At 68.6% G+C, this 14,039-nt stretch carries 14 protein-coding genes; 8 read left to right on the top strand and 6 right to left on the bottom strand.

Annotated elements, in window-relative coordinates:
* Nucleotides 1-2: 2 nt before the first annotated feature.
* From AC2YHT_RS09555 to tyrS, 4 genes are all read right to left on the bottom strand, one after another.
* Complete coding sequence (locus tag AC2YHT_RS09555) at nucleotides 3-500, bottom strand: bactofilin family protein (protein WP_487289406.1); 498 nt, start codon at nucleotides 498-500, stop codon at nucleotides 3-5.
* A complete protein-coding gene (locus tag AC2YHT_RS09550; protein ID WP_110119816.1) occupies nucleotides 481-1,632 on the bottom strand; it encodes a M23 family metallopeptidase in 1,152 nt (383 codons plus the stop codon). Before AC2YHT_RS09550 ends, AC2YHT_RS09555 begins: the two co-directional genes overlap by 20 nt.
* Before the next feature lie 258 nt (nucleotides 1,633-1,890).
* On the bottom strand, nucleotides 1,891-2,358 hold the full coding sequence (locus AC2YHT_RS09545) for a peroxiredoxin (protein ID WP_110119815.1): 468 nt from the start codon (nucleotides 2,356-2,358) through the stop codon (nucleotides 1,891-1,893).
* Between the two features lie 79 nt (nucleotides 2,359-2,437).
* Entirely contained in the window at nucleotides 2,438-3,766 is a 1,329-nt protein-coding gene (gene tyrS, locus AC2YHT_RS09540; RefSeq protein ID WP_487289405.1) for a tyrosine--tRNA ligase, read from the bottom strand.
* Nucleotides 3,767-3,963: 197 nt separating this feature from the next.
* Here tyrS and AC2YHT_RS09535 point away from each other — a divergent pair, with 197 nt between their 5' ends.
* Nucleotides 3,964-5,067, top strand: coding sequence for an anhydro-N-acetylmuramic acid kinase (locus AC2YHT_RS09535; RefSeq protein ID WP_487289404.1), 1,104 nt, complete (start codon nucleotides 3,964-3,966; stop codon nucleotides 5,065-5,067).
* A 155-nt stretch (nucleotides 5,068-5,222) separates the two neighbouring features.
* Here AC2YHT_RS09535 and AC2YHT_RS09530 read toward each other — a convergent pair whose 3' ends face one another.
* Together AC2YHT_RS09530 and AC2YHT_RS09525 are read right to left on the bottom strand one after the other, a co-directional pair.
* A complete protein-coding gene (locus tag AC2YHT_RS09530; RefSeq protein WP_487289403.1) occupies nucleotides 5,223-6,503 on the bottom strand; it encodes an NAD(P)/FAD-dependent oxidoreductase in 1,281 nt (426 codons plus the stop codon).
* A 326-nt stretch (nucleotides 6,504-6,829) separates the two neighbouring features.
* Entirely contained in the window at nucleotides 6,830-7,483 is a 654-nt protein-coding gene (locus AC2YHT_RS09525) for an alpha/beta hydrolase (protein WP_110119812.1), read from the bottom strand.
* 194 nt (nucleotides 7,484-7,677) lie between these two features.
* On the opposite strand from AC2YHT_RS09525, the gene AC2YHT_RS09520 reads away from it, so the two are divergent.
* From AC2YHT_RS09520 to AC2YHT_RS09490, 7 genes are read left to right on the top strand one after another with little or no spacing between them, the layout of a single operon-like run.
* Entirely contained in the window at nucleotides 7,678-8,130 is a 453-nt protein-coding gene (locus AC2YHT_RS09520) for an Rrf2 family transcriptional regulator (protein ID WP_110119811.1), read from the top strand.
* The gene (locus tag AC2YHT_RS09515; RefSeq protein WP_487289401.1) at nucleotides 8,127-9,263 is read left to right on the top strand and encodes a cysteine desulfurase family protein; all 1,137 of its coding nucleotides are present in this window, start codon (nucleotides 8,127-8,129) and stop codon (nucleotides 9,261-9,263) included. Before AC2YHT_RS09520 ends, AC2YHT_RS09515 begins: the two co-directional genes overlap by 4 nt.
* The gene (gene sufB / locus AC2YHT_RS09510; RefSeq protein ID WP_110119809.1) at nucleotides 9,263-10,732 is read left to right on the top strand and encodes a Fe-S cluster assembly protein SufB; all 1,470 of its coding nucleotides are present in this window, start codon (nucleotides 9,263-9,265) and stop codon (nucleotides 10,730-10,732) included. The genes AC2YHT_RS09515 and sufB overlap by 1 nt, the downstream gene beginning before the upstream one ends.
* Nucleotides 10,729-11,049, top strand: a complete 321-nt coding sequence (locus AC2YHT_RS09505) for a hypothetical protein (RefSeq protein ID WP_487289399.1) — start codon at nucleotides 10,729-10,731, stop codon at nucleotides 11,047-11,049. The genes sufB and AC2YHT_RS09505 overlap by 4 nt, the downstream gene beginning before the upstream one ends.
* Entirely contained in the window at nucleotides 11,049-11,798 is a 750-nt protein-coding gene (gene sufC, locus AC2YHT_RS09500; protein WP_110119806.1) for a Fe-S cluster assembly ATPase SufC, read from the top strand. The genes AC2YHT_RS09505 and sufC overlap by 1 nt, the downstream gene beginning before the upstream one ends.
* Nucleotides 11,795-12,820: a Fe-S cluster assembly protein SufD gene (gene sufD, locus AC2YHT_RS09495; protein ID WP_487289398.1), complete on the top strand. Its 1,026-nt coding sequence runs from the start codon at nucleotides 11,795-11,797 to the stop codon at nucleotides 12,818-12,820. The genes sufC and sufD overlap by 4 nt, the downstream gene beginning before the upstream one ends.
* The gene (locus AC2YHT_RS09490; protein ID WP_487289397.1) at nucleotides 12,817-14,037 is read left to right on the top strand and encodes an aminotransferase class V-fold PLP-dependent enzyme; all 1,221 of its coding nucleotides are present in this window, start codon (nucleotides 12,817-12,819) and stop codon (nucleotides 14,035-14,037) included. The genes sufD and AC2YHT_RS09490 overlap by 4 nt, the downstream gene beginning before the upstream one ends.
* Nucleotides 14,038-14,039: the final 2 nt, after the last annotated feature.

Genomic DNA, 14,039 nt, shown 5'->3' with positions numbered 1-14,039 from the left:
CTTCAGCCGACCGGTCGGGCCGTCAGCGTCAGGTCCGCGACGGGCGCGAGCGCCGCCGAGACCGGGGCGACCTGCGGCGGGGCCTGGCGCTGGAACTTCAGGCTGCGGCCCTGGAAGAAGGCGCCGGTTTCCATGGCCAGCTGCTCGTGGGTGATGTCGCCGTCGACATAGGCCGTGCCGTAGAGGCGGACCTGCTTGGCGGTGACGGCGCCGACCACGCGGCCGCGCACTTCCACGACCTCGGCGTAGACGCCGCCCTCGACATGGCCGGTCTCGCCGACGGTCAGGCGGCCGACGCGGACGTCGCCGCGCACCACGCCGTCGATCTGCAGTTCGCCGTCGCCGTTGACGCCGCCCTCGATGGTGATGTCCGACGAGATCAGCGAGGCCACGCGCGGCGGGGCCTTGCGGGCCGGCTCGACGGCGGGCGCGGCCGGGGTGAGCGGCAACGGCTCGATCTGGGGCTGGGTCTTGGACCCCTTAGCTGGCTTGCTGAACATACTCGCCTGCCTTCAGGAAACGGTTGGGGTTCTGGGCGCGGCCGTTGACCCAGACCTCGTAATGGAGGTGCGGGCCGGTGGAGCGTCCGGTGGAGCCCATGGCCCCGACGCGCTGGCCGATCGAGACGCGCTGGCCGACCCGGACCGCAATGGCCTGCAGGTGGGCGTAGCGGGTCTTGAAGCCGCCGCCGTGGTCGATCTCGACGGTGTTGCCGTAGCCCGAGCGCACGCCGGTGAACGAGATGACGCCCGGGGCCGTGGCCATGATCGGCGTGTAGAAGGCGCCGGGGAAGTCGAGGCCCGAATGGAAGGCCGGGCGGTGGGTGAACGGGTCGAAGCGGACGCCGTAGCTGCTCGACAGGGCCGGGTTCGAGGTCGGGCGGTAGAAGGGCAGACGCTGCGCGGCGCTGGACAGCGAGCGCATGTCCGACATGTCGCTGGCGGCGCGATGGATGCGGCTGGCGAATTCTTCGTCGACGTCGAGGACGGCGGCCAGAGCGCGCGGGTCCTTGGCCTCGATCAGCGGACCCCCGAGGCCCGAGCCGCGACCGGTGAAGCTGCCGGCGTCGAGACCGGCCATGCGCATGGCCAGGCGCAGGCGCTCGGCCCGGCTCTTGGCGAAGCCTTCGGCGGCGTCGATCAGGCGTTCCTGGTCGATGCGGGTGGCCTGGATGCGCTCGACCGGCGAGGCGTCGGCGAGGGTGGGCTTGCCCACGGCCAGGGCCTGGGCGGCGCCGGGCGCGCCCTTGAAGTCGCTGACCAGCAGGGCGAGCGCGGCGTGGCGCTTCTCGACCGAGGCGGCCAGTTCGTCGAGCGAGCCGCTGGTGGCCGACAGCTGGGCGACAGCGCTGTTGAGGCGCGCCTGGCGGTCGGCGTTGAGCCGCTCGTAATAGGCTTTCTGCTTGAGCACGACCTGGTCGGTCTGGCTGACGGCCAGGGCGTTGACCATCATCGCTGCGGTGCACACGCCCATCCAGAGGGCCGCGGCGCCGACGCCGGCGGCGCAGGCCAGTTGCTTACCCGTCGACAGCACGTAGCCGCGCATCTCTCCGCCCGAGCGAACATACAGATGTCGTTCGGGAAACAGACTTTCGAGGGTCTTGAATAGGCGTTGAAAGCGCGCGATCGCCATTGCCCAGGAAACCCCCCAGTTCTCAAGGTCCTGGCGATATGCAACGAGAAAGCGGAAAGGCGCAAGACTCTTCGCACCTGCGAAGGCGCGGAAGGCCAAGTTTCGACCATGCGTCTGCGTCGATTAACGCCGCATGAACGACTTGGCTACACGCGACACGGGAGTCGTTGCCGAAATGCGAGGCCTTGCGGCCTCGGCGCCACACTTTGTTGGTCGCGCGGCGGGCGCCAAAACCGCTGACACTTTTGGCTGCCGCGCTTAGGAGGCCTTCAGCGCCTGGGCGGCCTTGAGCACCGCCTTGACGTGGTTGGGCACCTTCACCTTGCGCCAGACCTCGCGGACCACGCCTTCGCGGTCGATCAGGAAGGTCGAGCGGTCGATGCCCATGTACTTGCGGCCGTACATGTTCTTCTCGACCCAAGAGCCGTAGGCCTCGACGGTCTCGCCAAGCGTGTCGGCGGCGAGCTCGACGGTCAGGTCGTGCTTCTTGCGGAACTTGCCGTGGCTGGCGGCGCTGTCCTTCGACACGCCGATGATCACCGCGCCGGCCTTGGCGAATTCCTCGACCTCGGCCGAGAACTGCAGGGCCTCCGACGTGCAGCCGGTCGTGTCGTCCTTCGGATAGAAGTAGAGCACGACGGCCTTGCCCTTCAGGCCGGCCAGGCTGACGCGGCCGGTGTCGGTGGGCAGGTCGAAGTCGGGGGCCTTGTCGCCGGGGCTCAGCATCGCACTCTCTCCAAGATCACGGAGGCCAACATCATAGTGATCCCGGAGCCGGCTAGGCCGACCCCGGGAACGCAGCATCTCAGACCGGCTTGACCAGCACGATCTTCTTCTTGCCCTGACCGAGCTTGACCACGCCGTCCACGAGGTCGGCGTTGGTCACCAGGCGGTCGCCGTCCTTCTCCTGGGCGTCGTTCAGGCGCAGGCCGCCGCCCTGGGCGAGGCGACGGGCCTCGCCGCGCGAGGCGGTGAGGCCGATGTCGGTGGCCAGCACCGCCAGCGGCACGCCTTCGGCCAGGACCGCAGCGGCGATCTCGACCGTCGGCAGGTCGGCCGACAGCTGGCCCTGCTCGAAGGCCTTCTCGGCGGCGTCGCGGGCGGCCTTGGCGGCCTCCTCGCCGTGGGCCATGCGGGTGGCCTGGTCGGCCAGCACCTTCTTGGCGTCGTTGATCTGGGCGCCCGGCAGGGCCTCCAGCTCGGCGATCGTCTCCAGCGGCAGGTCGGTGAACAGCTTCAGGAAGCGGCCCACGTCAGCGTCCTCGGTGTTGCGCCAGAACTGCCAGTAGTCGTACGGGCTCAGCTGTTCGGCGTTGAGCCAGACGGCGCCCGACATGGTCTTGCCCATCTTGGCGCCCGAGGCCGTGGCCAGCAGCGGCGTCGTCAGGCCGAAGGCGGCCTTCTGGTCGACGCGACGGGTCAGCTCGACGCCGTTGAGGATGTTGCCCCACTGGTCCGAGCCGCCCATCTGCAGCACGCAGCCGTACTTGCGGTTCAGCTCCAGGAAGTCGGTGGCCTGCATCAGCATGTAGTTGAACTCGAGGAAGGTCATCGGCTGCTCGCGCTCGAGCCGCAGCTTCACCGAGTCGAAGGCCAGCATGCGGTTGACCGTGAAGTGCACGCCGTAGTCGCGCAGGAACTGCACGTAGCCGAACTTCGACAGCCACTCGTCATTGTCGACCATGATGGCGTCGGTCGGGCCGTCGCCGAAGGTCAGGAACTTGGCGAAGACCTGCTTGATGCCGGCGATGTTGGCCTGGATGTCGGCGTCGCTCAGCAGCTTGCGGCTTTCGTCCTTGCCCGTTGGATCGCCGACCTTGGTCGTGCCGCCGCCCATCAGGACGATCGGCTTGTGGCCGGCCTGCTGCAGGCGGCGCAGCATCATGATCTGGATCAACGACCCGACGTGCAGGCTGGGGGCCGTCGCGTCGAAGCCGATGTAGGCGGTGACGACGCCCGAGGCGGCCGCCGCATCCAGCTCTTCCGGATGGGTGATCTGGTGGATGTAGCCGCGCGCCTGCAGGGTCTTGAGGAAATCGGACTTGAAGCTCTGCGGCGCGGACATGGCTCGACTCTCTGTATCGCTGGTCCGCGCGTCTAGCACGGGCGGGGCGGTCTGTGGCGAGGGTTTCATCGATAGTCTCCTTGAAGGCTGTGCGCCGGAGACGTCGTCGGTAAGGGGAGGGACGCATCGCCGGCCAGGTGGCGGTGCGTCGACATGACCGGTCGTTCGCCCGCTAGATCAGCGGGCGATAATAGGCGCGGGTACGGAGGGCCTTGGCGGTCATGGGGCCTAGCTACCCGACGCGGGCCGTGGCAGTCAACGGACCCATGCGCATTCTGGGATTCATGACCGGCACCTCGCTCGACGCGGTCGACATGGCGGTGCTCGAGACCGACGGCGAGACGATCCAGGCCTTCGGGCCTTCGGGCGAACGCAAGCTGCGCGAGGCGACGCGCGATCTTTTGCTGGTGGCGACCGAGATCGCCCGCGGCTGGCCGCGCGAGCGGCCCGAGCCTGAGATCTTCGCCGAGGCCGCCCAGGTCGTGGCCGACGAGCATTTCCACGCCGCCGAGAGCTTCCTGGCAGAGCACGGCCTTTCCTGGGGCGACTTCGACTTGCTGGGCGTACACGGCCAGACGGTGCTGCACGAGCGGCCGACGCCCGAGCGGATCGGCCGTACGGTGCAACTGCTCGACGCCGAGCGGCTGGCGCGCCTGACCGGCCGGCCGGTGGCCTTCGATTTCCGTACCGCCGACGTGGCGGCGGGCGGGCAGGGGGCGCCGCTGGCCCCGATCTATCACGACGCCCGCGCCCGGGCCTCGGGCCTGGCCGCGCCGGTCGCGGCCCTGAACATCGGCGGGGTGGCCAACATCACCCTGGTCGACGAGGACGGCACGCTGCTGGCCTTCGACACCGGCCCCGGCAACGGCATGATCGACCTGATGCTGCAGGAGCGGGGTCTTGGCCGGTTCGACGAGAACGGCCGGCTGGCCGCGGCGGGCAAGGTGGACGAGGCGATCCTGGAGCGGTTCCTGGCCAGCGCCTATTTCGCCGGCCCCGCGCCCAAGTCGCTGGACCGCTACGACTTCCCGCTCGACCTGGTGGAGCCGCTGTCGGCCGAGGACGCGGCGGCCACCCTGGTGGCCTTCACCGCCGAGGCCGTGGTCAAGGCCTTCGAGCACGGCGCCCGACCCAGCGCCCTGATCGTCTGCGGCGGCGGGCGGCACAATCCGCAGATCATGAAGGTGCTGGCCGAGCGCTGCCCGGTGCCGGTGAAGACGGCCGAGGACTACGGCTGGCGCGGCGATGCGATCGAGGCCGAGGCGTTTGCGTATCTGGCGGCGCGGACGGCGCGGGGGCTGCCGATCAGCTTCCCGGGGACGACCGGGGTGAGCGTGGCCATGACGGGGGGAAGGATCGTCAATCCGTGATCCTTCAGAACCAGGGATCCCCAAACCCGTAAAATCCCCGCGAAAGCGGGGACCCAGGCTTTTTCTGAAACGCGTGGCGCTCGACGATAAAACACCTGCGTCCCCGCTTTCGCGGGGATTTTACGGAAGAAGAGGTCGGGCCGCTCCGTTTCCGGTCAGTGCAGCTTCAGCCGCCCCGCCACGCGCTGCTGAAGCAGCCGCGCCAGGGCGAGCAGCGCGGTCTTGGTCACGCCCAGGATGGCCTTGTGGTGGGCCAGGTGGAGCGAGACGTAGAACCACTTGGCGACCAGGCCCTCGATGAAGAAGTTGGGGCCGCCGAGGCCGCCCATCAGGGCGCCGACGCCCTTGTTCTCGCCCAGCGACACCAGCGAGCCGAAGTCCTTGTAGACATAGGGCTCCTCCACCCGCGCCTGGCGCAGCCGGGCCAGCAGGACCTTGGCCAGGTAGCTGGCCTGCTGGTGGGCGGCCTGGGCGCGGGCGGGAACGAGCTTGCCGTCCTTCCACGGGCAGGCGGCGCAGTCGCCCAGGGCCCAGATGTCCGGCGCGGAGCTTTCCAGGCGCTCGTTGACGACGAACTGGTTGAGGCGGTTGGTCTCCAGGCCGAGCGCGAGATTGCTCTCGGCGGCCTTCACCCCGGCGGCCCAGACGATCAGGTCGGCGGGGATGTCGCCGTGGCTGGTTTCCAGACGGTCGGGGTGCACCGCCAGCACCTTGGCGCCGGTGCGCACGCGCACGCCCTTGCGCTCCAGGGCGACGGTCGCTTGCGCAGACGTCTTGTCGGGCAGGCCGCCAAGGATGCGCGGCGCGGCTTCGACGATGGTGATGTCGAGGCGGAAGCGCTGCTCGGCGCCGAGGGCGTCCAGCAGCGCCCGGTGCGCTTCCAGCAGTTCGGCCGACAGTTCGACGCCCGTGGCGCCGCCGCCGACGATGGCCACGCCCATGGTTCGCTCGGGCGCGAACGAGGCCTTCATGAAGGTGGCCAGCAGGCGGGTGTGGAAGGCCTCGGCGTCTTCCGTCCGCTCCAGCAAGTGCGCGGTCTCGGCGCCGGGCGTGCCGAACAGGTTGGAGCCGCTGCCGATGGCCAGCACGCCCCAGGTGAAGGTGATCGAGCGCTCGGGCACCAGCACGCCGCCGTCCGGCGCGGCGATCGGCTTCAGGGTCAGGCGCTTGGCGGTCGGGTCGAGCGCGGCGAGGTCGCCCAGCAGGAAGCTGAAATGGTTGGCGCGGCCGAGGATCGAATAGGACAGCCCTTCCTGGTGCACGTCGAGCGTGCCGGCGGCCACTTCGTGCAGGGTCGGCTTCCAGATGTGGAAGCTGGAGCGGTCGATCAGCAGGATCCGCTCCTTGCCGGCCCGGCGTCCCAGCTTGCGGCCCAGCTGCGCGGCCAGTTCCAGCCCGCCCGCCCCGCCGCCGACGATCACGATGTCATAATGCATGGGCCGACCGTTCTGCGATGGGAGCGATAACGACGGTTTTAGAGGGCGGCGGCGAGTCTGTCTCGCGGTTGCGAAGGTTGGGGTGTCGAGCGGCGGATTTCCTCCGACCTTGCTGCTTACTCTTACTCCACATCTCCGAGCATCCCCGCGAAGGCGGGGATCCAAACTGACTTCCAGGTTACGGCACGGCCCCGACCCATCTGCCGACTCGGCTTGGATCCCCGCCTTCGCGGGGATGCTCGGAGGAAAAAACGGGGCAAACGAAAAACCCGCCCTCGGCGACCGAGAGCGGGCTTCGAATTCCAGAACCTTGAAGTCTCCAACCCCTACGGGATCGGGTTGGCTTCCAGGCGCTTGTCGAGATAGCCGCCGACGGCCTGCTCGACGCTGGGCAGGTGTTCGGCCCAGAAGTGGGTGGCCTTGTCGACGACTTCATAGTCGATGACGATGCCCTTCTGGGTGCGCAGCTTGGAGACCACGCGCTCGACCTCGACGGGCGGCACGACGGTGTCGGCGCCGCCGGTCAGGATCAGGCCCGAGGCCGGGCAGGGGGCCAGGAAGCTGAAGTCGTACATGTTGGTCGGCGGCGACACCGAGATGAAGCCGTCCGTTTCCGGGCGGCGCATCAGCAGCTGCATGCCGATATAGGCGCCGAAGCTGTAGCCGGCGACCCAGGTCTGGGCGGCGGCCGGGTTGTTGGCCTGCAGCCAGTCGAGCGCCGTGGCCGCGTCGGCCAGTTCGCCGATGCCGCTATCGAATTCGCCCTGACTGCGGCCGACGCCGCGGAAGTTGAAGCGCAGGGTCGCGAAACCGCGCTTCATGAACAGGTGGTACAGCTGCACCGACACCGGGTGGTTCATGTGACCGCCGGCCTTAGGGTGCGGGTGCAGGATCAGCGCGATGGGCGCATTGTCCGTCTTGCCCGGCGAATAGCGGCCTTCGATACGGCCCGCGGCGCCGGTCAAAATCACGTCAGGCATACAGGTCCCCGTCACGAGTTGGGGCGTCGGGGCCTGTACCATTCGCCGTGAAAGGCGCATGGAATACTTGACCGCCGCGCTTGGTCTTCCTAAATCCGCATCGCGCGCACCGCCCAGCAGGGCGCGGCGCGAAGTCGCGGCTTGTAGCATACGCAAATGCGGTTGCGCGGGGAATCTGCAAGGGAGAGCGCCTGATGCGCCTGAGCACGAAGGGACGTTACGCCGTGATGGCCATGACCGACCTCGCCCGCAAGCAGGACGAGGCGGAGGGCCGCGCGGTGGCCCTGGCCGAGATCGCCGCCCGCCAGCAGATTTCTCTTTCCTATCTCGAACAGCTTTTCGCCCGCCTGCGCCGCAAGGGGCTGGTGGTCAGCGCCCGAGGGCCCGGCGGCGGCTATCGGCTGGCGACCGACGCCCGTTCGACCCGAATCTCCGACATCGTCATGGCCGTGGACGAGCCCCTGCGAGCCACCCGCTGCGGCGTCGGCAAGACCGGCCACAAGGGCTGCATGGCCGGCGGCGCCAAGTGCCTGACTCACGACCTGTGGGAAGAGATGGGCCGCCAGATCCACTCCTACCTGGCCTCGGTGACCATCGCCGACGTTCTGGAAGGCCGCCTGCGGCCGGAGGCGAAGGTCGCGGCGTGACCAGCAAGCCCGCCATCTATCTGGACTACAACGCCACCGCCCCGATCCGCCCCGAGGCGCGGGACGCGATGCTGCGCGCCTTTGAACTGGCCGGCAATCCGAGTTCCGTCCACGCGGCCGGCCGCGCCGCTCGCGATGTCGTGGAGACCGCCCGCAAGCTGGTCGGCGAACTGGTCGGCGTGGTCGCCGGCTCGGTCACCTTCGTCAGCGGCGGCACCGAAGCCAACGCCCTGGCCATCGACAGCGCCGTCGCCTCGGGCGTCAAACGCATCGTGGTCAGCGCCATCGAGCACGACGCCGTGGTCGAGACCGCCGCCGCCAGCGGCGTTTCGGTCGCGGTGCTGCCGGTCGACGCCGACGGCGTGGCCGACCTTTCCAAGCTTTCGGACCTGCTGGCCGGCGAGGGCCGGACCCTGGTCTGCCTGATGCTGGCCAACAACGAGACGGGCGTGATCCAGCCCGTCGCCGAGGCTTCGGCGATCGTGCGCGCGGCCGACGGCCTGCTGCATGTCGACGCCGTGCAGGCGGCCGGCAAGATCGCCATCGACTTCTCCGCCCTGGGCGCCGACACCCTGGCGCTGTCGGCCCACAAGATCGGCGGCCCGCAAGGCGTCGGCGCGCTGGTGGCCGGCACGCGGGCCAATGTGGTGCGTCGCCAGCATGGCGGCGGCCAGGAGCGTGGCCGCCGGGCGGGCACCGAGAACGTCGCCGGGATTTCGGGGTTCGGCGCGGCCGCTTCGGCGGCCCTGCGGGACTTGCCCCGGGCGGCCGATCAGGGCATTTGGCGCGACGCCTTAGCCCAGCGGGTCAAGGACGCTGGCGGCGTGGTGCTCGGGGAGGGCGTTCCGCGCCTGCCTCAAACTCTTTGTTTGGCCGCCGAGGGCTTCGCCTCGCAGGTCCAGGTCATGAACCTGGATCTCGCCGGGGTGATGGTCAGCGCCGGCAGCGCCTGCTCGTCGGGCAAGGTCAAGGCCAGTCGCGTGGTCGAGGCCATGGGCCGCTCCGATCTAGCCCCCTATGCGCTGCGTGTCAGCGGCGGTTGGGCGAGCACGGAAGCGGATTGGATTGTGTGCGGCGACGCCTGGCTCGCCGCCTGGAAGCGTATCGGCGCCCGGCGCCGGGAGGTGGCTTGATGGCCGCGGTCAAGGAAACGATCGACACCGTCGCCGCGCTCGAGAAATACGAGCACGGCTTTACGACCGATATCGACCAGGAGTTCGCCCCCAAGGGGCTCTCCGAGGACATCGTGCGCTTCATCTCGGCCAAGAAGGACGAGCCGGCGTGGATGCTGGAATGGCGTCTGGAGGCCTATCGCCGCTGGCTCGAGCTCGAAGAGCCGGACTGGGCCAAGGTCAGCTATCCGAAGATCGACTACCAGGACACCTACTACTACGCCGCGCCGAAGACCAAGGAAGGGCCCAAAAGCCTGGACGAGGTCGATCCCGAGTTGCTGGCCGTCTACGAGAAGCTGGGCATCCCGCTGAAGGAGCAGGCCGTGCTGGCCGGCGTCGAAGGCGCGCCGCGCTACGCCGTGGACGCGGTGTTCGACTCTGTGTCGGTCGTCACGACCTTCAAGAAGGAGCTGGCCCAGGCCGGCGTCATCTTCTGCTCGATGAGCGAGGCGATCCGCGAGCACCCGGAACTGGTCAAGCAGTACCTGGGCAGCGTGGTGCCGACCTCGGACAACTATTTCGCCTGCCTCAACAGCGCGGTGTTCTCTGACGGCTCGTTCGTCTACGTGCCGCCGGGCGTGCGCTGCCCGATGGAGCTGTCGACCTATTTCCGGATCAACGCCAAGGATTCCGGCCAGTTCGAGCGCACCCTGATCATCGCCGACAAGGGCGCCTACGTCTCGTACCTGGAGGGCTGCACGGCCCCGATGCGCGACGAGAACCAGCTGCACGCGGCCGTGGTCGAGCTGGTCCTGCTGGACGACGCCGAGATCAAGTATTCCACCGTTCAGAACTGGTATCCGGGCGATCCGGAGACCGGCAAGGGCGGCATCTACAACTTCGTCACCAAGCGCGCCGACTGCCGCGGCGACCGCTCCAAGGTGTCGTGGACTCAGGTCGAGACCGGTTCGGCCATCACCTGGAAGTATCCGTCCTGCGTGCTGCGCGGCGAGGGCTCGTCGGGTGAGTTCTACTCGATCGCCGTCACCAACGGCCATCAGCAGGCCGACACCGGCACCAAGATGATCCACCTGGGCGCCAATACGAAGTCGCGGATCGTCGCCAAGGGCATCAGCGCCGGCAAGTCGACCAGCACCTATCGCGGCCTGGTCTCGGCCCACCCCAAGGCCAAGGGCGCGCGCAACTTCACCCAGTGCGACAGCTTGCTGATCGGCAAGACCTGCGCGGCCCACACCGTGCCCTATATCGAGGCCCGCAACGGCCAGTCGGTGTTCGAGCACGAGGCCACGACCACCCGCCTGTCGGACGACCAGCTGTTCTACTGCCAGCAGCGCGGCCTTTCGCAGGAAGAAGCCGTGGCCCTGCTGGTCAACGGTTTCGTCCGCGACGTGCTGCAGCAGCTGCCGATGGAATTCGCGGTGGAGGCCCAGAAGCTCGTGGCGATCTCGCTCGAAGGGAGCGTGGGGTGATCAAGCAAGGCGTCTTCGATCTCGACGTCGAGGCGGCCAGCTGGACGCAGGATGGCGCGTTCCAGGACGCTGACGGCAAGGCCGTGCGCGCCTACGACGACGTCGTGCTGCTGCGCGCCATTGCGCCGGAGAACGATCCCCAGGCCGCCTACGATGTTCCGGTCGGCACGACCGGAACGGTTCTCTTTTTCAGCGAACGTCCTGATGGCGTCGCGCAACTCGAACTCTACTGGAGGCCGGAAGCGGTCGTTCTCGGCTACGAGGACCAACGCTACCTCCGCCTGCACATGACGAACGAAGAAAAGTACCCGCGCTGATGCTCTCTATCCAGAACCTCCACGCCCGCGTCGAAGACAAGCCGATCCTGAAGGGCGTCACGCTCGAGGTGCCGGCCGGCGAGGTGCACGCCATCATGGGTCCGAACGGCGCCGGCAAGTCGACGCTGTCCTACGTGCTGAGCGGCCGTGGCGGCTACGAGGTCACCGAGGGCTCGGCGAGCCTGAACGGCGAGGACCTGCTGAGCCTGGAGCCCAACGAGCGGGCGGCCAAGGGTGTGTTCCTGTCGTTCCAGTATCCGCTGGAAATCCCCGGCGTGCCGGCCCTGACCTTCATCCGCACCGCGGTGAACGCCCAACGCCGCGCCCGCGGCGAGGACGAGATCGCCGCCCCGGCCTTCCTGAAGCTGGCCAAGGAAAAGGCCGCCTCGCTGAAGATCGACTTCGAGATGCTCAAGCGCGGCCTGAACGTCGGCTTCTCGGGCGGCGAGAAGAAGCGGATGGAAATCTTCCAGATGGCGATGCTGTCGCCGAAGTTCCTGATCCTCGACGAGACGGATTCGGGCCTCGACATCGACGCCCTGAAGATCGTCTCCGAAGGCGTCAACGCTCTGCGCTCGCCTGAGCGCGGCATGCTGGTGATCACCCACTACCAGCGCCTGCTCGACTACATCAAACCCGACCGCGTGCACGTGCTGGCCGCCGGCCGCATCGTCGCCTCGGGCGGTCCGGAACTGGCCCTGCAGCTGGAAGCCGAGGGCTACGACAAGTACGTCGGGGCCGCCGCGTGAGCCTTTCGACCGCTCTCAAGACCGGCGACGTCACCGCGCTGCCGTCGCGCCGCGACGAGGACTGGCGCTGGACCGACCTGCGCGGTCTGATCCGCGTGCTGCCCGAGCCCGCGCCGAAGTTCGACGGCGAGGTCGCGGCCGGTCCGTTCGCAGGCCTGGCCGACGGCGAGATCCTGTTCGTCAACGGCCGCCACGTGGCCACGAGCGGGCAGGGCGACGTCCTGGCGCTGCGCTTCGTCGCGGCGACCGACAAGGTCTCGCAGGCCGCCTCGTATGCGGTCGTGGTCGAGCCGGGCGCCAGCCTGACCCTGCTGGAAAGCCACGAGGGCCGCGCGGCCGGCTACATCTCGGACGTGTCGCTCGACATCGCCGTGGGCGAGGGCGCGAGCCTGACGCGCATCGTGCTGGTCGAGGATGACGCCGAGGCCGTCGACGTCGTCACCGCCCGCGTCGAACTCGGCGCCGGCGCGACTTTCGCCCAGACCGTCCTGACCAGCGGCGCGCGTCGCCAGCGGATCGAGACCCACGTCGCTCACCCCGGCGCCCACGCCCAGGCTCGCCTGGATGGGATCTACCTGCTCAGCGGCCAGCGCCATGCCGACCAGACCACCGTGGTCACCCACGACGGCGTCGACGGCGTGACCAGCCAGTTGACCAAGGGCATGGTCGCCGACCAGGCGCGCGGCGTGTTCCAGGGGCGGATCATCGTCCAGCCCGGCGCCGACCAGACCGACGCGCGGATGGGCCACCACGCCCTGATCCTGTCGGACAAGGCCGAGATCGACGCCAAGCCCGAACTGCTGATCTTCGCCGACGACGTCGCCTGCGCCCACGGCAACACCATCGGCGCTCTGGACGAGGAAGCGGTGTTCTACGCCCGCCAGCGCGGCATTCCCGAGCTGGAAGCCCGGGCGATGCTGACCCAGGCCTTCGTCGGCGAGGTGGTCGAGCGCATCGAGCACGCCAGCGCGCGCGAGATCGCCGCCGCCTGGGTCGCCAAGCAGCTGGGGCGTGAAGAATGACCGCCGCTTTCGACGTCGAGGCGATCCGCGCCCAGTTCCCGATCCTGTCGCGCACGGTGCACGGCAAGCCGCTCGTTTACCTGGACAGCGCCGCCAGCGCCCAGAAGCCGGACGCGGTGCTGGACGCCATGATGGGCTTGGCCCGCACCTCCTACGCCAACGTCCATCGCGGCCTGCACACGCTGGCCAACGAAACGACGGAACTCTATGAAAAGGCGCGGGAAACCATCGCGCGCTTCATCAACGCCGACGTGGGCGAGATCGTCTACACCAAGAGCGCCACCGAAGCGGTGAACCTGGTGGCCGACACCTTCGGGCGTAGCCTGAAGCCCGGCGACGAGATCATCGCTTCGGAGATGGAGCACCACGCCAACATCGTGCCCTGGCACTTCCTGCGCGAGCGCTACGGCGTCGTGCTGAAGTTCATTCCGGTGCTCGACGACGGCCGGCTCGACATGGAGGCCTATAAGGGCCTGCTGTCGGAAAAGACCAAGATGGTCGCCGTCACCCACATGTCGAACGTGCTGGGCACGGTCAATGACGTGGCCGAGATCGTCCGCCTGGCCCATGCGGCCGGCGCGCCGGTGCTGCTCGACGGCTGCCAGGGGATCGTCCACACCAAGGTGGATGTGAAGGCGCTCGACGTCGATTTCTACGTCTTCAGCGGCCACAAGCTCTACGGCCCCACTGGCATCGGCGTGCTCTACGGCAAGGCCGAGCGCCTGGCCGCCCTGCCGCCTTACCAGGGCGGCGGCGAGATGATCGGCTCGGTCAGCCTGGACAAGATCACCTATGCCGACCCGCCGCACCGCTTCGAGGCCGGCACGCCGGCGATCCTCGAGGCCGTCGGCCTGGGCGCGGCCATCGAGTGGCTGAACGCCATCGACCGCGACGCGGCCCTGGCCCACGAGCACGCGCTCTATGAGCGGGTCGCCCAGCGCCTCGAAGGCGTCAACGGCGTGCGGATCCTCGGCACGGCGCCTGGCAAGGGCGCGGTGATGAGCTTCGTCGTCGAGGGCGCCCACGCCCACGACGTGGCCCAGGTGCTGGACCGCTACGGCGTGGCCGTGCGGGCCGGAACGCACTGCGCCGAGCCGCTGATGAAAAGGTTCGGGGTGACGTCGAGCGCCCGGGCTTCCTTCGCCCTATATAATACGCCTGCCGAAGCCGACGCGTTCGTGGACGCGCTGGATAAGGCCCGCAGCTTCTTCAGTTGAGC

The sequence above is a fragment of the Caulobacter sp. SRI_008 genome (assembly GCF_057586355.1).
Note: the sequence above shows the minus strand (reverse complement) of the source record. Positions and strands in the feature narration are given on the sequence as shown.